16 protein-coding genes are annotated in these 17952 nt (G+C 70.1%); 6 read left to right on the top strand and 10 right to left on the bottom strand.

Annotated elements, in window-relative coordinates; all coding sequences use genetic code 11:
• Positions 1-64: 64 nt before the first annotated feature.
• The 3 genes from IE325_RS07650 to IE325_RS07640 are packed head-to-tail and all read left to right on the top strand — an operon-like array spanning position 65 to position 2940.
• On the top strand, positions 65-1528 hold the full coding sequence (locus IE325_RS07650; protein ID WP_190068946.1) for an FGGY-family carbohydrate kinase: 1464 nt from the start codon (positions 65-67) through the stop codon (positions 1526-1528).
• A complete protein-coding gene (locus IE325_RS07645) occupies positions 1525-2148 on the top strand; it encodes a histidine phosphatase family protein (RefSeq protein WP_190068945.1) in 624 nt (207 codons plus the stop codon). Before IE325_RS07650 ends, IE325_RS07645 begins: the two co-directional genes overlap by 4 nt.
• A gap of 12 nt (positions 2149-2160) precedes the next feature.
• Positions 2161-2940 (top strand): SAM-dependent methyltransferase, encoded by a 780-nt coding sequence (locus IE325_RS07640; RefSeq protein WP_190068944.1) that lies wholly within the window; start codon positions 2161-2163, stop codon positions 2938-2940.
• A 120-nt stretch (positions 2941-3060) separates the two neighbouring features.
• Here the strand turns inward: IE325_RS07640 and IE325_RS07635 are convergent, their stop codons facing one another.
• The 8 genes from IE325_RS07635 to IE325_RS07600 form a co-directional block, all read right to left on the bottom strand.
• Entirely contained in the window at positions 3061-3702 is a 642-nt protein-coding gene (locus IE325_RS07635; RefSeq protein WP_190068943.1) for a superoxide dismutase, read from the bottom strand.
• A gap of 106 nt (positions 3703-3808) precedes the next feature.
• Positions 3809-5200 (bottom strand): amino acid permease, encoded by a 1392-nt coding sequence (locus IE325_RS07630; protein WP_190068942.1) that lies wholly within the window; start codon positions 5198-5200, stop codon positions 3809-3811.
• Between the two features lie 130 nt (positions 5201-5330).
• On the bottom strand, positions 5331-6227 hold the full coding sequence (locus IE325_RS07625) for a TauD/TfdA dioxygenase family protein (protein ID WP_190068941.1): 897 nt from the start codon (positions 6225-6227) through the stop codon (positions 5331-5333).
• Between the two features lie 12 nt (positions 6228-6239).
• Positions 6240-7580 carry an LLM class flavin-dependent oxidoreductase gene (locus tag IE325_RS07620; RefSeq protein WP_190068940.1) on the bottom strand — a complete coding sequence of 447 codons (1341 nt, stop codon included), beginning with the start codon at positions 7578-7580 and terminating at the stop codon, positions 6240-6242.
• 187 nt (positions 7581-7767) lie between these two features.
• Positions 7768-8484 carry an ABC transporter ATP-binding protein gene (locus IE325_RS07615; RefSeq protein ID WP_190068939.1) on the bottom strand — a complete coding sequence of 239 codons (717 nt, stop codon included), beginning with the start codon at positions 8482-8484 and terminating at the stop codon, positions 7768-7770.
• Positions 8460-9302 carry an ABC transporter permease gene (locus IE325_RS07610; protein ID WP_190068938.1) on the bottom strand — a complete coding sequence of 281 codons (843 nt, stop codon included), beginning with the start codon at positions 9300-9302 and terminating at the stop codon, positions 8460-8462. The genes IE325_RS07615 and IE325_RS07610 overlap by 25 nt, the downstream gene beginning before the upstream one ends.
• 5 nt (positions 9303-9307) lie before the next feature.
• Complete coding sequence (locus IE325_RS07605; RefSeq protein ID WP_190068937.1) at positions 9308-10375, bottom strand: ABC transporter substrate-binding protein; 1068 nt, start codon at positions 10373-10375, stop codon at positions 9308-9310.
• A gap of 218 nt (positions 10376-10593) precedes the next feature.
• Positions 10594-11799 (bottom strand): ROK family transcriptional regulator, encoded by a 1206-nt coding sequence (locus tag IE325_RS07600; protein ID WP_190068936.1) that lies wholly within the window; start codon positions 11797-11799, stop codon positions 10594-10596.
• Between the two features lie 453 nt (positions 11800-12252).
• On the opposite strand from IE325_RS07600, the gene IE325_RS07595 reads away from it, so the two are divergent.
• Positions 12253-12873 (top strand): biotin transporter BioY, encoded by a 621-nt coding sequence (locus IE325_RS07595; RefSeq protein ID WP_190068935.1) that lies wholly within the window; start codon positions 12253-12255, stop codon positions 12871-12873.
• A gap of 62 nt (positions 12874-12935) precedes the next feature.
• Here the strand turns inward: IE325_RS07595 and IE325_RS07590 are convergent, their stop codons facing one another.
• Positions 12936-13661, bottom strand: a complete 726-nt coding sequence (locus IE325_RS07590; protein WP_190068934.1) for a hypothetical protein — start codon at positions 13659-13661, stop codon at positions 12936-12938.
• A 114-nt stretch (positions 13662-13775) separates the two neighbouring features.
• Here IE325_RS07590 and IE325_RS07585 point away from each other — a divergent pair, with 114 nt between their 5' ends.
• Complete coding sequence (locus IE325_RS07585) at positions 13776-15686, top strand: serine/threonine-protein kinase (protein WP_308437639.1); 1911 nt, start codon at positions 13776-13778, stop codon at positions 15684-15686.
• A 78-nt stretch (positions 15687-15764) separates the two neighbouring features.
• On the opposite strand, the gene IE325_RS07580 is transcribed toward IE325_RS07585, so the two are convergent.
• The gene (locus IE325_RS07580; RefSeq protein ID WP_190068933.1) at positions 15765-17231 is read right to left on the bottom strand and encodes an amino acid permease; all 1467 of its coding nucleotides are present in this window, start codon (positions 17229-17231) and stop codon (positions 15765-15767) included.
• Positions 17232-17448: 217 nt separating this feature from the next.
• On the opposite strand from IE325_RS07580, the gene IE325_RS07575 reads away from it, so the two are divergent.
• Positions 17449-17934: a ribose-5-phosphate isomerase gene (locus IE325_RS07575; protein ID WP_190068932.1), complete on the top strand. Its 486-nt coding sequence runs from the start codon at positions 17449-17451 to the stop codon at positions 17932-17934.
• Positions 17935-17952: the final 18 nt, after the last annotated feature.

The following is a 17952-nucleotide window of genomic DNA, read 5'->3' as shown; positions in this document are numbered from 1 at the left end:
CGCGCAGAGGAAAATCTCAGGGCAGAGTGTGAAGTTAACGGATCCAGATGTGCGGGAGGTCCGGATGGCAGCGGATGAACAAGACGCCTGGCTGGGGATCGACCTGGGCACCCAGAGTGTCCGGGTCCTGCTGGTCACCGGGGACGGCACGGTCCTCGGCAGCGGCTCGGCCCCCCTCGGCGGACGGCGCGACGGGGTGCGGCACGAGCAGGATCCGGTGGAGTGGTGGGACGGGCTGTGCGCGGCGTCGCGGGCGGCGCTGGGTTCCGCGAGGGGCGTACGGGTCGGCGGGCTCGCCGTGTGCGGGACGTCCGGGACCGTGCTGCTGACGGACGGGGCGGGGCGGCCGATGAGCCCCGCGCTGATGTACGACGACGGACGGGCCACGGTGTATGGCGCGCGGGCCCGGATGGCGGGGCTCGCGGTGCAGGACACCTGGGCGCTGCCGAAGGCCCTGTGGCTGACCGAGCACTACGGCCACGGCCGGATCACCCACCAGCCGGACCTGGTCGTCGCCCTCCTCACCGGCGCGCCGCCCCCGGCCGACTCCAGCCATGCCCTGAAGACCGGCTACGACCTGGAGCGGGACGCCTGGCCCGGGATGCTGCACCGGCTGGGCCTGTCCGACGCCGCGATCCCCGACGTCGTACGCCCCGGCACCCTCCTCGGCGAGGTCTGCGCCTCCGCCGCCGACGCCACCGGCATCCCCGCCGGCACCCCCGTCCTCGCCGGGATGACCGACGGCTGCGCGGCCCAGATCGCCTCCGCCGCCCTGCGCCCCGGCTCCTGGAACTCGGTGCTCGGCACCACGCTGGTCCTCAAGGGCGCGTCCCTGGCGCCGGTCCGGGACGCGACCGGCGTGGTCTACAACCACCGTGCCCCGGACGGGAGTTGGCTGCCCGGCGGCGCCTCGAGCGTGGGCGCGGGCGTGCTGACGGCGGCGTTCGCGGGCGTCGATCCGGCGGCCATGGACGCGCTGGCCGCCGGCCATGAGCCGTCCGGCGCGATCGCCTACCCGCTGGTGTCACCCGGCGAGCGCTTCCCGTTCCTCGCCCCGGACGCCACCGCGCTGGTTCTGGGCGAACCGGAGTCCGACGCCGACCTGTGGGCCGCGCTGCTCCAGGGCGTCGCCTTCACGGAACGCCTCTGCCTGGACTATCTGGACCACCTGGGCGCCCCCCTCGACGGCACCCTCACCTTCACCGGCGGCGCCGCCCGCAGCCCGTACTGGAACCAGCTGCGCGCCGATGTGCTGGGCCGCCCGGCCCGGGTGCCGCGGCAGACGGAACCGGCCCTGGGGATGGCCGCGTTGGCGGCGTACGGCGCGGGTGCGGCGCCGGGGCTGCCGGAGGCCGCGGAGGGCATGGTCCGTCCCGGCACGACCGTCGAACCCCGCCCCGGCGGCACGGCCCGCTTCGCCGAGCCCTACGCCCGCCTCGTCGACGAACTCACCACCCGGGGCTGGCTCCCGGCCCCGGTCGCGGCGCACGCGCACGCCCGCCTGGACGGGGATACTGCCTCATCATGACGACGACACTGCTGCTGGCCCGGCACGGGCAGACCGTCTGGCACGCCGAGAACCGCTACGCCGGAGTGAGCGACGTGCCCCTCACCGACACGGGCCGCGCCCAGGCCGAGGCCCTCGGCCGCTGGGCGGGCGCCCACCCCGTGGACGCGATCTGGACCTCACCGGTGTCCCGCGCGGTCCGCACCGCCGACCCGGCCTGCCGGGCCCTCGACCTCACCCCGCACCGCGAACCCGACCTGCGCGAATGCGACTTCGGTGTGCTGGAGGGCCGTACCCTCGCGGAGTTCGCGGCCGAGGACCCGGCGGCGGCGAAGGCGTTCCGCACGGACCCGGTGGCGAACCCCTTCCCGAGGGCGGAGGACCCGTCGTCCGCCGCCGAACGAGGCGCCGCGGCCCTGCGCCGGATCGCCGCGGCCCACTCCGGCGAGCGGGTCCTGGTGGTCGCGCACAACACCCTCCTCCGTCTCGTCCTGTGCACCCTGCTGTCGATCCCGACCGGGGAGTACCGCAGAGTGTTCCCCCGGTTGCGCAACGCGGCGATCACCGAACTCCTCATGAACCCCGACGGATCCGCCGCACTTCTCTCCCTCAATGTGCCCTGCGAGCCCGACCCGGCGTAGCACCATGGGCACATGACGGAGATCGACACCTCGGTACCGCACTCGGCCAGGATCTGGAACTACTGGCTGGGCGGCAAGGACAACTACCCCGTGGACGAGGCGGCGGGCGACGCGTACACCGCCGTCTTCCCCGGCATCGTCACGATCGCGCGCAGCAGTCGCGCCTTCCTGGGCCGCAGCATCCGGTATCTGGTGACGGAGGGCGGCGTACGCCAGTTCCTCGACGTCGGCACCGGACTGCCCACCGTCGACAACACCCATGAGGTCGCCCAGCGCCTCGCCCCCGAGTCGAAGATCGTCTACGTCGACAACGACCCGCTGGTCCTGGCCCACGCCCGCGCCCTGCTCACCTCGACGCCGGAGGGTGTGACGGCGTACGAGGACATGAGCCTGTACGAGCCGGAGAAGATCCTGGAGGCGGCCTCCCGCACCCTCGACCTCTCCCGCCCCACGGCCCTGATCCTCAGCGGCATCCTCGGCCATGTCGCCGACTACGACCAGGCCCGCGACCTGGTCCGCCGCCTCCTCGCCGGCCTGCCCTCCGGCAGCTACCTCTGCGTCAACGACGGCTCCCGAGGCACCGACCCGGCCTACGAGAACGCCCAGGACGCCTACAACGAGACCGGCGCCGTCCCGTACTTCCTGCGCCCGGTAGACAAGATCGAGGCATTCTTCGAAGGCCTCGACCTGGTCGAGCCGGGCATCGTCTCCGTCCCGCTCTGGCGCCCCGAGCCCTCCGACGAGGAGCCCCGCCCGATCGGCCAGCACGGCGGGGTGGGCCGCAAGCCCTGACGCCGTCCGGCACATGGGAAGCCCCCGCGAGTCACGTCCTCGCGGGGGCTTCCTTCATTCCGCCTGCCATGCGTGAAGGTTGAGAAGACGATCACGAGGCAGGACGCTCGGGGGCCGGGTTCACGGAGCGAGCAGCAGGACATCCGCACGGGACTTGGCGGCCTCGTAACGCCGGGCCACGTCCTGCCAGTTGACGACGGCCCACATGGCGTCGATGAAGTCGACCTTCTGGTTCTTGTACTGCAGGTAGAAGGCGTGCTCCCAGGCGTCGAACACCAGGATCGGCGTCGATCCCTGCCCGACATTCCCCTGATGGTCGTAGACCTGCTCGACGACCAGCCGCCCGCTCAGCGGCTCATAGGCCAGCACACCCCACCCGGACCCCTGCGTGGTCGCCGCGGCCTTGGTGAGCTGCGCCTTGAACCCAGCGAAGGACCCGAAGGACTCGGCGATGGCATCCGCCAGCTCCCCCACACCGTCGGTGGCGAGCGGCTCGCCACCGCCGTCACCGGTCATGTTCTGCCAGTAGATGCTGTGCAGGATGTGCCCCGACAGATGAAAGGCCAGATTCTTCTCCAGCCCGTTGATCGCCCCCCACGACTCCTTGTCCCGCGCCTCGGCCAACTGCTCCAACGTGTCGTTGGCGCCCTTCACATAGGCCGCGTGGTGCTTGTCGTGATGCAGCTCGATGATCTCGGGGCTGATCACGGGCGCGAGCGCGGAGTAGTCGTAGGGCAGTTCCGGGAGTGTGTAGACGGACATGAAGGGTCCCCTCAGAGCTCTTATTGCAAGTAGCTTGCAACAACAAGCTAACAGCAAAAAGCCCCCGTGTGGATCACACGGGGGCTTTCTCGCGGTGAGGTGCGGGTCAGGCCTTGGCGCGCGCCCGCTGCCATGCATATCCGACGACCGCCAGGACCAGGGTCATCCCGCCCGTCGAGTACAACTGCACCCGAGTGTCCGGCTCCCGGGCCATCAGGACGAAGATCGCCGCCATGCCCGCCAGTGCGACCCAGGTCAGCACCGGGAACGCCCACATGCGGACGACGAGCTTCTCGGGGGACTCGCGTTCCAGGCGGCGCCTGAGGCGCAGTTGGGAGACGGCGATGAAGATCCAGACGACGAGGATGACCGCGCCGATCATGTTCAGGAGCCAGGGGAAGACGTCGTCGGGGCGCCAGTAGGACAGGACCACGCATATGAAGCCGAAGACCGACGACGCGAGGACCGCGATCCTCGGGACGCCGCCCGAGACGCGGCCCAGTGTCGCGGGGCCCTGGCCGCGCTGGACGAGGGAGTAGGCGATGCGTGAGGAGCCGTAGATGTTGGCGTTCATGGCGCTGAGCAGGGCGACCAGGACCACGACGTTCATCAGCTGGCCTGCGGCGGGGATGCCCAGGTGGTCGAGGGCGGCGACGTACGGGCCCATCTCGACGACCTCCTTGGAGTCCCAGGGGACGAGGGTGACGACGACCGCCATCGAGCCGATGTAGAAGAGGGCGATGCGCCACATGGCGGTGCGCACCGCGCTGGCCACGCCGCTGACCGGGTTCTCCGACTCGGCGGCCGCGATGGTGACCGTCTCCATGCCGCCGTAGGCGAAGACGGACGCGAGTAGGCCGATGATCAGGCCCTCGGTGCCGTTGGGGAGGAAGCCGCCCGCGCCGGTGAGATTCGCGGTGCCCGGTGCGTCCGTGCCCGGCAGGACGCCCGCGATGGCCAGGCCGCCCAGGACGAGGAAGAGGCTGATCGCACCGACCTTCAGTGCGGCGAACCAGAACTCGAACTCACCGAAGTTCTTCACGGCGGCCAGGTTCGCGCCGCAGAACACCACCATGAACAGGGCCACCCAGGCCCACTCGGGGGTGTGCGGCAGCCAGGTCGTGACGATCTTCGCGGCGCCGATGCCCTCCAGGCCGACGGCCGTGCAGAGCAGGACCCAGAAGGACCAGCCGGCGGTGAAGCCCGCCCAGGGGCCGATCGCCTTCTCGGCGTGCGCGGAGAAGGAACCGGAGGAGGGATACGCGGCCGACATCTCGCCGAGCATCCGCATCACCAGCATCACGAGGAGGCCGGAGACGACGTAGGCGACGACGATCGAGGGCCCGGCGGCGGCGATCCCGGCGCCGGAGCCGACGAACAGACCCGCCCCGATGACACCGCCGAGGGCGATCATCGACAGGTGGCGCTGTTTGAGGCCGTGGGAGAGGGAGACGTCGTCCGCCTTCGCGGGCGTCTCCGTGGTGGTGCTGTTCTGCATGGGCGCGGCTCGTCCAGTGCGTGAGAGGGCGTGCGAGGGCAAAAACGCCCACAGTCTGGGCAGCCTCCCCGCTCAGAAGGAGAGGCTGCCCACTATGCGGACAGTCGCCGCACTGTAGGTGACCCCACCGTCACGCCGCGACCGGTGTGTAGTGCGACGCGTCACCCTCGATCGAGTAGCTCTCCTTGCCCTCGATGCCCACGGGCACGTCACCCGCGACGGTCACCCGGTGCAGCCGGCGCGGCAAACCGTCGTAGTTGTCGATGGCGTAGTGCTGGGTGATGCGGTTGTCGAAGACGACCAGCTGGTTCTCGGACCAGCGGTGCCGCAGGATGTTCTCCGGCCGGGTGACATACGCCTGGAGCAGGTCGAGGATCTTGCGGGACTCACCCGGCGACAGCCCCACGATCCGCTGCGCGAACCCGCCGATGTACAGGCCCCGCTCCCCGGTCAGCGGGTGCACGCGGACCACCGGGTGGACCGTGCGGTACTTGATCGCCGTGAACTCGGCGCGGTTGGCGGCCTGCTGCTCGTCGACCTCCTCGTCCGCCACTGCGTAGTCGTAGTCGTTGGTGTGCTCCGCCCACAGGGTGTCGGCCAGCTGCCGCAGCGGCTCGGGCAGCTGGCGGTAGGCCGCCGCCGAGCTGGCGATCAGGGTCTCGCCGCCGTACGGCGGGATCGTGATCGAGCGCAGCGTGGTGGCCTGCGGAGGGTTGAGGACGAACGTGACGTCGGTGTGCCAGTGGTTGGCGGCGCGTCCGCGCTCGCTGTCGACGGGCAGCACATTGGGGGTGCCGGCGATGGAGGAGACCGTCGGGTGGGCGGTGGTGACGTCGCCGAAGTGCCGGACGAAGGCCTGCTGGCTCTGGTCGTCCAGGTTCACGTCGTCGAAGACGAGCGCCTTGTGGACGTTGAGGGCCTCGCGCAGGGCGGCGACCGTGTCGGAGCCGAGCGGCCGGTCGATGTCGACGCCGGACACGCGGGCGCCGATGTGCGCGGTGACCTTCTGGATCTCGATGGGGGACATGGAGGGGTCCTTTCAGACGAGGGCGTTCTCGCGGGTGGTGTACTGGTTGGCGGGGCGCGGGAGGCCGTAGCGCTCGCGCAGGGTGGTGCGGGGGCCGTACTCGGCGCGCAGCAGGCCGCGGGCGCGCAGGATCGGGACGACGTGGTCGACGAAGGCGTCGAGGCCGGAGGGGAGCACCGGCGGCATGATGTTGAAGCCGTCGGCGGCGCTCTGTGTGAACCAGGTCTCGATGGCGTCGGCGACCTGCTCGGGCGTACCGGCGAAGGTGAGGTGACCGCGCCCGCCGCCCAGCCGTCCGATGAGCTCCCGGACGGTGAGCCGCTCACGCCGGGCGAGTTCGACGACGAGCGTGTAGCGGCTCTTGGCGCCCTCGATGGCATCCTCGGACGGCAGATCGTCGGGGAGCGGGGCGTCCAACTCCAGTGCACCGGACGGAAGATGCAGCAGCGACTCCAGACGGCCCACACCGTGCGCGTACACGATGTGCTCCTCCAGCGTCCGCTCCAGCTCCCGTGCCTCCGCCTCCGTCGAACCGATCACCGGCACGATGCCGGGCAGCACCTTGATGTGCCCGGGGTCGCGACCGGCCGCCGACGTACGCGCCTTGAGGTCGGCGTAGAAGGCCCGCGCGTCCTCAATCGTCTGCTGCGCGGTGAACACCGCCTCCGCGTAGCGCGCGGCGAAGCGCTTGCCGTCCTCGCTCGACCCGGCCTGCACGAGCAGCGGGTAACCCTGCGGTGAGCGGGGGACGTTGAGAGCGCCCTCGACCTGGAAGTACGTCCCCCGGTGCCGGGGCGGATGGATCCTGGCGTCGTCACCCCACACCCCGGCCGCCTTGTCGGCGACGATCGCGTCGTCCTCCCAGCTGTCCCAGAGCTTGAAGGCGACGTCCAGGAACTCGCCGGCCCGGGCGTACCGCTCGGCGTGCGCGGGCTCCGCGTCGAGCCCGAAGTTCCGGGCGGCCTCGGCACCGGCGGTCGTCACGATGTTCCAGCCCGCCCGGCCACCGCTGACGATGTCGAGCGAGGCGAACCTGCGGGCCAGGTTGTAGGGGGAGTTGTAGGAGGTCGACGCGGTCGCGATCAGCCCGATGTGCTCGGTGGCCGTCGCCAGCGCGGTCAACAGCGTCAACGGCTCCAGGGCACCGGCGGGCCGCTGCGCGAGGTTGTTCCACAGCTGGGGGCCGTCGGCGAGGAAGAGCGAGTCGAAGGTACCGCGCTCGGCGACGCGGGCGAGGTGGACGTAGTGGGCCAGGTCGACGTGCGCGTAGGGGTCACTCTCGGGGAGCCGCCAGGAGGCTTCGTGGTGGCCGGTGTTCATGAGGAAGGCGTTGAGGTGGAGCTGTCTGGGCATGCGGTGTCCTTGGTTGTTTTTGAGCCCGCGCGGCGTTGGTTGTCTTTCAGCCCGTCCGGCGGGTGAGGCTTTTCAGCCCGTCCGGCGTTTGACGACGAGGCCCTTCAGGGCCGGCAGCGGGGGTCTGGGGGCCCAGCCCCCAGGGATGGGACGGGTAGGGGCGGCGGGGGCGAGACCCACCCGACGGTCACCGAACGTCCTCGGTCACCCCCAACGCCGCCAGCAACCGCCCCCGATACTCGCCACGCGCACGCGCATCACGCTCGATGGCCAGATCGACCCCGATCCGCCCCTCCTCCAGCACCAGCACCCGATCGGCGAGCACGATCGCCTCGTCCACGTCATGGGTGACCAGCAGCACGGAGGGCCGGTGCCGTTCCCACAACTCCCGCAACAGGTTGTGCATCTTGATCCGGGTCAGAGCATCCAGCGCCCCGAACGGCTCATCCGCCAGCAGAAGTTCGGGCTCACGGACCAGCGACCGTGCCAGCGCCGCCCGCTGCTGCTCCCCACCGGACAGCTCACTCGGCCAGGCCCGCTCACGCCCCGCCAGCCCCACCTCGGCCAACGCCTCACGGCCCCGCCCCGCCGCGTCCTCGCCGTCCAGCCCGAGGAGTACGTTGTCCAGGACCCGGCGCCACGGCAGCAGCCGAGAGTCCTGGAACACCACGGACACCCGCTCCGGCGCGATGAGCTCCCCGCCGCCGACCACCTCGTGGTCGAGGCCCGCGACGGCCCGCAGCAGCGTGCTCTTGCCGGAGCCGCTGTGCCCGAGCAAGGCCACGAACTGGCCGGCGGGGATGTCCAGGTCGATGCCGTCGAGCACGACACGACCGTCGAACGACCGTGTCAGCCCCCGCAGCCGGACGGCGGGACGGGTCAGCTGCTCAGTGTGCGGCGCCACGACAGCACCCTCCGTTCGATGAGACGGACCGTGCTGTCGGAGACGAGGCCGAAGACGCCGTACACCACCAGACCGACGAGGATGACGTCGGACTGGCCGTAGTTCGTGGCCTGGAACATCATGTAGCCGAGACCGCTGGTGGCGTTGATCTGCTCCAGGACCACCAGGCCCAGCCAGGAGCCGGTCACACCGAGCCGGAGTCCCACGAAGAACCCGGGCAGCGCGCCGGGGATGACGATCTCCCGGATGAAGCGCAGCCTCGACAGGCCCTGCACCTCGGCGAGTTCGACGAACCGGTTGTCGATGCCGGACAGCGCGGCATGTGTGTTGAGGTAGATCGGGATGTAGACGACGATGGCGATGATCGCGACCTTGAAGGTCTCGCCGATGCCCAGCCACAGGATGAACAGCGGGATCAGACCGAGCGTCGGGATGGCCCGGTTGAGATTGACCGTGCCGTCGATCAGCGCCTCCCCGGTGCGGGTGAGCCCGGAGGCCAGGGCCAGCACGACACCGGCGGTCAGTCCGATCGCGAAGCCGGACGTGGCCCGCTGGAGCGAGGTGAGGATGTCGGTGACCAGCGTCCCGTCGGTCCACAGCTGGGCGCCGGTCTCCACCACCGTCCAGGGCGCCGGGATCGCGGCGGGGTCGAGTGCCTCGGCGGCGGAGGCGACGGCCCACAGGGCGAGCACCAGCAGGGGTCCGGCGAGCCGTGCGGCGGGCAGGCGCTTGCCGGGGGCGAGCCGGCGGCGGCGTTTGCGGGGCCGCTCGTCGTCGGCGATGACGACGTCGGCCTTGGCCAGGGTGGTCGTGGTCATGGCGGTCACTTCCGGTACTCGGCCGGCACGGACTTCGCGGCGATGCCCTCGAAGCGATGGTCGAAGAGCTCACCCACGTCGAACTTCTTCACGAACCCGCCCTCGGCGAGCAGATCCGCGGTCTCCTGCTCCCATTTGATGGCCTCGTTCCAACTGGGCGGGAACAGCGGCTTGTTGGCGAGCTCGGTGATGGCCTCGGCCTGGGCGAGGGTCAGGTTCTGCGTCTTGACGTAGAACTCCCGGTTCCAGACGTCCGGGTTCTCGTATGTCCACACCTGGCTCCTGGCCCAGTACGGGATGTACGCGGCGATCGCGGCGGCCTTCGCGGAGTCGTTCAGCACCGACACCGGCGCCCACAGCAGGCTGAGCAGGTCGACGACGTCGGTGGTGATGACGCGGGCGCCCTTGCCCTCGTACTGCTTCAGATAGGCGGGCGCCTGACTGTTGCCGAGCGGGGCGATGTCGACCTGCCCGGACTGCAGGGCGGTGAGGAACTGGTTGCTGGTCAGCGGGACCAGCTCCACTTCGTCGTACTTCAGCCCGGCCTTCCTCAACGCCCGCAGCAGCACCACGCCCTGCGCCTGGCCCTGCGAGAAGGCGAGCTTCCTGCCCTTGAAGTCCTGGACCGAGCGGATGTCGCTGCCGGGCTTGGTGGCGAAGAGGTAGTTGGGCTTGCGGGTGATGTTGATCGCCACGATCTTCGCGTCGAAGCCCTGGTAGTGCGCCTGGATCGGCGGGATGCCCGCGTTGTTGGCGACGTCCAGGGACTCGGCCCGGAAGGCGTTGATGACATCGGGCCCGGCGCCGATGTTCAGCCAGTCGGTGACCTTGAAGGGGGGATCGCCCAACTGGGCCAGTCTGAGCTGGAGTTGCTGGGCGTTCTGGTACGAGGAGATCTTCAGGCCGGTTCCGGCGGGAACCTTGGTGGCGAGCGGGGCGGTCGAGGCGCCCTCGCCGTCCGCGGCCGCGCTGCTGCCGGCGCAGCCGGAGAGCCCGGCGACACCGGCCGCCGCGCCGAGCAGGGAGGTGAGGAAGAGCCGTCGGTCGACACCGGGCACGGGGGAGGAAGGCATGGGAGGACTCCGATGGTTCAAAAGGAGAGAAGGCATGCCGAATTCCGGGCAGCAAGAAGCCGGGAAAGGGAATTCAGGCAGGGAGAAATGAGCGCTTCACACGCGGCGGCGAGTCAGCAACAGATGGTGCGACAACTCACGAACGGGCTCACGAACAGGCTCATGAGCAGTAGGTTCCCGGCCATCGGTGTCCTCTGTCAATATTCCGAGTTTCTGAATTAAATAGCCTCAGGTGACGCGGCCAACGGATCCCGGTAGAGCATGTCGAGGGCCACCGCACCGCCGGCCACGGCGAGCACGGAATGCGGGAAACCGGTCGGCACTACGGCCGCCGCCCGTTCGTCGCCGACCCCGGCGCGCAACGCGGCGAGGCAGTCCTCCCGGTGCACGACCCCCAGCTCGGTCACCACCACCGTCTCCGGGTTGAGCACATCGAGCAGCAGCCCCACCGCCCGCCCGGTCATCCGCGCCCGCTCGGTCAGCAGCCGTACCGCCACCGGATCACCGTCCCGCGCGGCCCGCACGACATGCCGCGGATTCGTCCCCCCGATGACCCCGGCCGCCCGTGCCCGTCGGCACAACGTCCGCTCGCTCAGCTCCACCTGGAGGCAGCCGACGCGCCCGCAGTCGCAGATCTCGGTACCGCCGGGCACCGGCAGATGGGCGATGGTGCCGGCCTGCGAGCGGGGACCGTGGTGCACCTCGTCGCCGGTGGCGAAGGCCGCGTCGACGACATTGCCGACGAACAGATGCAGCACGCTGCCGCTGCCGCGGGCACGCCCGAACAGCCGTTCCGCGTTCACCAACGCCCGCGCGTGCCCGTCCACATGGACCGGCAGCCCGGTGTGTGCGCCGAGCACCTCCCGCACCGGGACCTCACGCCAGCCCAGCAGCGGATGCTCGACGACGACCCCCGAGTCCCGGTCCACCCAGCCCCCGGCCGCGAACCCGACACCGAGCGGCCGGCTGCCCGGCGCCGTGTCCAGCAGCGCGGCCAGCCCGTCGGCGGCGCGGGCGAGGACACCGTACGGATCGGTCGCCCCCGAGTGCTTCAACTCCCGTTCGGCGACGACCCTTCCGCGCAGATCGAGCAGCGCCACCGTGGTGTGCGGCACCGCCACATGCACCCCGCCCACCACCAGCCGCGAGTCGTTGAGGTCGACCGGCACATGGGGCCGCCCCACACCCTTGGCGGGCCGGGGCGCGGCGGCCTCGCGGATGAGCCCGAGCCGGGTCAGGTCGGCGCAGTGGCCGGTCACCGACGCCGGTGACAGGCCCGTCAGCCGGGCTATGGTGCTGCGCGCGACCGGCCCGTGCGCCAGCACGGACCGCAGGATGACGCTGGCGCTGGTCCGTCGCCGGTCGCGGTCGGCGACCCGGGGGACGGGGGAGGACAGGGCGGGTGGTGCCGCGGTACGGGGCATGGGGAACTTCCTCGGGAGCCGGTCCGACGCTGCGCCGTCTGGCGAGCCGGACCGACGGGCCGGCTCACCCAGGCAGGCGACAGGCGGCCGCGCCCACGCGTCGCAGGTCGACATGGCGACGCGACGTGAAGTTCCGGGACTGGGCGACCATGTGCTCGAAGCTAGCAAAGCGGACCACCGCTGCCCAGACGGCGACCGACGGGCGAGACGGCTCTTCACTCGCGGGCAACATGTTTGGCGCATTCCCACAGTCGGTCCGAAGTCCCGCCCTGTGAGCCGTACGTCCCCACCTCAGTGACCGGCGTCACCCCGTACCCCGTGTAACCCCCACCCTTTGTCCGAAGCCGACCAACCCCACGATCCGGCCTTTGTCGACCACTGACGGTGAGCGAGCCGAACACCCTGGGATAGCGTCACAGCGTCCCGTACCGCCCTCACCCTCGCGGAGTCCCCATGAGCACGGCAGCCGCAGACGCCCCCGCCCTCCCCCACTCTCGAATTCGCTCGAGCGGGGGGACCCCCATCGGCCAGGTCCTCGCCGACCTGCTCCCGGCTTCCCGCGTCCGCGACATCGCGCTCGTCGTCGGCGGCGCCGCGTTCACCGGCCTCGCGGCCCAGATCGCCGTGCCCGTGCCGGGCTCCCCGGTGCCGGTGACCGGCCAGACCCTCGCTGTGCTGCTGGTCGGCACGGCCCTCGGCGCCGGCCGCGGCTTCCTCTCGCTCGCGCTGTACGCGCTGGCCGGCATCGCGGGCGTGCCGTGGTTCGCGGAGGGCACCTCCGGCGCCGCCGCCCCGTCCTTCGGCTACATCCTCGGCATGATCCTCGCGTCCGCCGTCGTCGGCGCCCTCGCCCGCCGCGGCGCCGACCGCACCGCACTGCGCACGGCCGGTGCGATGGTGCTGGGCGAGGCGATCATCTACGCCGTCGGCGTCCCGTACCTGGCCCTCGCCACCGGCATGTCCGCCACCGCGGCGATCGCGGCCGGCCTCACGCCGTTCCTGATCGGGGACGTGCTGAAGGCGGCGCTGGCGATGGGCGCGCTGCCGACCGCGTGGAAGCTGATCAACCGCTGACGCGGCAGGTCCCACGGAAGAGGCTCGCCAGGTCGTACCGCGACCCGGCGAGCCTCTTTTTCTCACTCCGAGTGCCGCTTCGGGCGCCGCAGTTGGGACCACCACAGCCCGGCCGCGCCCACCGCGATGAGCGTCGCGCCGGCCGCACCCAGCGGCAGCACATCACGGCCGAGGCCGGTCTTGGGCAACTCGTCGGCGCCCGGCGCGACCGGCTTGTTGTCGGTACCCAGCAGCAGCGGGGTGGCCGGGGCGTCGGGGGACGGGTTCGTCGTACCGAAGGGCACCGGGCCCTGCTGCCAGTACGTCTTCTTGCCGTCGCCGGTCTGGACGGGGAGGCAGATCTTGCCGGTCCTGCTCAGGTCGTACGTCGCGTCGACGGCGTACGACTTCGACTCACCGGCGGCGAGATTGTCGACGGGACAGGCGAATCCGCTGTTCGATCCCTCGGGAAGATTGTTCTTCTCGATCGCCGAACAGCCCTCGACATTCTTGACCGTGAGGCCGTCGAACCCGACGACCAGAAGCTGGATCTTTCCGCTGTCCTTGGTCCCTTCGTTCTTGACCGTGGCGGTGATGTCGGTCGCCTGCGAACTGTTGTCCACCGAGATTTTCTCGGGCAGTTCGGTGGTGAGCTTCACCCCGGCCGGTGCCTCGTCGATGACCTTTCCCCCTTTACTGCTCCCGGGTCCCTGGTCGTCCGCACTGGCAGTGAAGGAAAGGATCATCACTGCCGAAAAAGATGTCGCGACCAGCGATCCCGCGATGGCCGTCGTGCGACGAGAACTCATGTTCGCCCCCCTTGCCTGCGCCTGAATTCGCAGTACTTGAAGAGCTACCACAAGATTTCTCCGCACTATGCTGGTGCGGCACGAAGTGTGACCATTGTGTTTCGGTCGGGGGGAATGATGGGAACAGGCGGTGTTCCAGGGCTACTCGTGGCAGGGCGTTATCGCCTGGTCGAAAGTATCGGCCAGGGGGGAATGGGGCGCGTGTGGCGAGCCGTCGATGAAATGCTCGACCGACTCGTTGCCGCAAAAGAAATGCGGATCGACGGCTTGGACGCCGAGGATGCTCGCACCCGCCGTGAACGCACTTTGCGCGAGGCGAGGGCGACGGCACGGATCGACCACCCCAATGTCGTACGGGTCTACGACGTGGTCGACGAGGGCGAACGCCTGTGGATCGTCATGGAGTTGGTGGCCGGCCGCTCCCTGGAGCGCATCATGGCGGAGGAGGGCCCACTGAGCCCCTCCCGCACGGCCCGTATCGGCCTGGGCCTGGTGGCGGCGCTGCGCCAGGTGCACGACCGCGGAGTGCTCCACCGGGACATCAAGCCGGGCAACGTACTCGTCGAGTCCGAGGCCACGGGCGGTCAGAGCCGGGTGGTCCTCACCGACTTCGGCATCGCGGCGATCCAGGACGCGAAGGCCCTCACCATGGTCGGCATGCTCGTCGGCTCCCCCGACTACATGGCTCCCGAACGCATCTCCGGCCGCCCCCAGGGCCCGCCGTCCGACATCTGGTCCCTGGGCGCCACGCTCAGCGCGGCCCTCGCCGGCCGCTCCCCGTTCTCCCGCGACACGACCCTGGCGACCCTGCACGCGGTCCTCTACGAGGAACCCGAACTCCCCGCCGCCGCAGGCCCGTTGCACGACATCCTCGCCGCCCTCCTCGCGAAGGAGCCGACTCTGCGCCCCGGCCTGGACGAGGTGGAGTCGGTGCTACGGCCGGTGGCGAATCCGGAGCCGGAAGTGGTACCGGAGCCGGAGCCGGAAGTGGAGCCGCAACCGGAACCCGCCGCAGTGCCCGCCACCGAAACAGCACCCGCCCCGCCAGTCGCATCCCCCCACGAGCAGGAATCACCCACCCCCGCCCTCCTGGACGCCTCCCGCATCCCCGCCCCGCCCGACCCACGGCAACCGGGCGCGATACACGACGCGATACCCCCAAACAACCTCAACCCCCCACAAGCCCCACGCCCCCCGAGCGCCTCCACCGAACACACCACCCCCGACTCCCGCTCCGAGACCCGCTCGGCGACCCCGGCCGGCAACTCCACCGGCCCCACCCCCCGACGCCCCGGCGTCTCCCTCTCCCGCGCGGAAGCGGCGACGGAACGACGCCCAGCCGAAATGCCCCCCGGCGAACTCCCGGGCCCAGCACGCCCGGCGCACCCCCGCCACCCTCACGGGCATCGCCGTACGGGCATCCTCGCCGCCGTAGGGATCGTCGCCGCGGGCGCTGTCGTAGCCGTCCTGCTGGCGAGCGACTTCGGGTCGCCGAAGGACGACCGCGGCGGAGCGGGCTCCTCGGCGTCGGCGTCCTCGATAGCGTCGTCCCCCGACGGAACCCCGTCGTCCACGGTCGAGGGCACATCGAGGCCGCAGAGCCTGCCGCCCGGTGCGCGCCGTGAGGCGGGCGGGTTCGCGTGGGCGCCGCCCGAGGGATGGCGGCGGGATGTGCAGACCGGTTCGGAGGTGCACTACACGTCACCGGACGCCGGGCAGGAACTCGCCGCCAAGTCCTCCCTGGCCCGCGACGACTTGATGGTCTCCTGGCAGAAGTCGGAGCGGAACGCCCAGCAGGGCAAGGACTACAGCAAGATCCGCCTGGAGCGGACGACCTTCCGCGGACACCCGGCGGTGGTCTGGGAGTACACCTTCACCTTGCAGGGCGAGCCCTGGCACGCCCGGCTGCTCGGATTCACGGTGGGCGGCAAGTCGTACCAGATCAACACGTGGTACCGCCCGGACATCGAGGCACAGGCCCTGAAGACATACGAGAAGGTGAGGGACGGCTTCACGGTGCTGTGACGGGAAGACGAGGAAGGAGGGGTGGTGCAGCGCGGGCATACGCTGCACCACCCCTCCTCACCGGGTGGCCGGCCGCTGTCAGCCGGTCTTGATCTCGTCGCGCGCCGCGTCCGAAGCGACGGCCTCGACCGTCGCCGGGCGTCCGCCGCGGATCTTCTCCTTCACGAAGGCGATGATCAGCACGACCGCGGCCACCAGCAGGGACAGCAGCACGGTCGTGCGGCCGTCGTGCTCGGTGTCGGTCAGCATGTAGCCGAGCACGAACACGATCAGCGCGGCCGCCGCCCAGGTCAGATACGGGTACAGCCACATCTTCACGACGAGCTTCTCCGGCGCCTCCCGCAGGATGATCTTGCGCATCCGCAGCTGCGAGAAGCAGATCACCAGCCAGACGAACAGCGCGACCGCACCGGAGGAGTTGACGAGGAAGAGGAAGACAGAGTCCGGGAACTTGTAGTTGAAGAACACGGCCACGAAGCCGAACGCGACGGACACGAGGATCGCCGTGCGCGGCACGCCGTTGCCGGTCGTGCGGGCGAACGCCTTCGGCGCATCCCGGCGCTGGCCGAGAGAGAAGGCCATGCGGGAGGCGGTGTAGAGGCCGGAGTTCAGACAGGACAGCACCGAGGTCAGCACGATGAAGTTCATGATCTGACCGGCGTGCGGGATGCCGAGCGACTCGAGCGCGGCGACGTAGGAGCCGTCCTTGGCGATGGCCTTGCTGTCCCAGGGCAGCAGGGAGACCACGACGAAGATCGAGCCGAGGTAGAAGACGGCGACACGCCAGATGATGCTGTTGGTCGCCTTGGTGACGGCCTGCCGGGGGTTCTCCGACTCACCGGCGGCGAGGGTGGCGATCTCGCTGCCCATGAAGGAGAAGACGACGAGCAGCACACCGGTGAGGATCGCGCCGGGTCCGTTGGGCAGGAAGCCGCCGTGCGAGGTGAGGTTGCTCAGCCCGGCCTGGTCGCTGTCGACCCCCGGCAGGACACCGAAGACGGCCAGCCCGCCGACGACGATGAACGCGGCAATCGCGACGACCTTGATCCCGGCGAACCAGAACTCGAACTCACCGTACGAGCCGACGGAGACCAGGTTGGTGGCGGTCAGCACCACCATGACGATCAGAGCCCAGCCCCACTGCGGGACGGCCGGGATCCAGCCCTCCAGGATCACCGCACCGGCGGTCGCCTCGACGGCCAGTACGACCACCCAGAAGAACCAGTACAGCCAGCCGATGGAGAACCCGGCCCAGGGCCCGAGCGCGCGGTCGGCGTGTGCGGAGAAGGACCCGGAGGTCGGGTTGGCCGCGGACATCTCACCGAGCATCCGCATCACCAGCACCACGAGCGTGCCGACGAGGGCGTACGACAGGAGAATGCCGGGTCCTGCGGTGGCGATACCGGAACTGGACCCGACGAAGAGTCCGGCACCGATGACGCCACCGATGGCGATCATGGACAGATGGCGGTTCTTGAGTCCGGCCTGTAGGCCATGGCCACCGGCGGGCGGTCCGGCCGTCTTCTTGGTCGGCTGCGAAGTCATGGAGGGGATTTCCTTTGCGCCGTGGGGAGCAGTTCTCGTACGAGCGGTAGTGGAGTGGTGTACGAGTCGGACCAGTGAATCGGAGGAGAACGGATTCGGGAACCTTTGATTCGTGATTGTTACTTGAGGTTTCCTTGAGCTTCCATGCTCTGCGTCACAATTGACGCGATCGACACCCGACGCTGCTGCCCGGAAACAGCCGTGTCACACTCGTCCCATGCGCGTGTATCTCGGCTCGGACCATGCGGGCTTCGAACTCAAGAACCACCTCGTCGAGTGGCTCAAGGCGGCGGGCCACGACCCGGTCGACTGCGGCCCCCACATCTACGACGCCCAGGACGACTACCCGCCCTTCTGCCTCCGCGCGGCGGAGAAGACGGCCGCGGACCCCGATTCCCTCGGCATCGTGATCGGCGGCTCGGGCAACGGCGAGCAGATCGCCGCGAACAAGGTCAAGGGCGTCCGCGCGGCACTGGCCTGGAGCGAGGAGACGGCCTCCCTCGGCCGCCAGCACAACAACGCCAACGTCGTCGCGGTCGGCGCGCGCATGCACCCCACGGAGGAAGCGACAAAGTTCGTCGAGACCTTCCTGGGCACCCCCTTCTCCGGTGACGAACGCCACATCCGCCGCATCGACATGCTGGCGACGTACGAGACGACGGGCGACCTTCCCCCGATCCCGCCGCACCACCCGCAGCAGTAGGGACACCGGGCGATCTTT

It is taken from the genome of Streptomyces lanatus, assembly GCF_014655715.1.
In the GTDB taxonomy this organism is placed as follows: domain Bacteria; phylum Actinomycetota; class Actinomycetes; order Streptomycetales; family Streptomycetaceae; genus Streptomyces; species Streptomyces lanatus.
The sequence above is the reverse complement of the archived record's forward strand: the minus strand, read 5'-3'. Positions and strand labels throughout refer to the sequence as shown.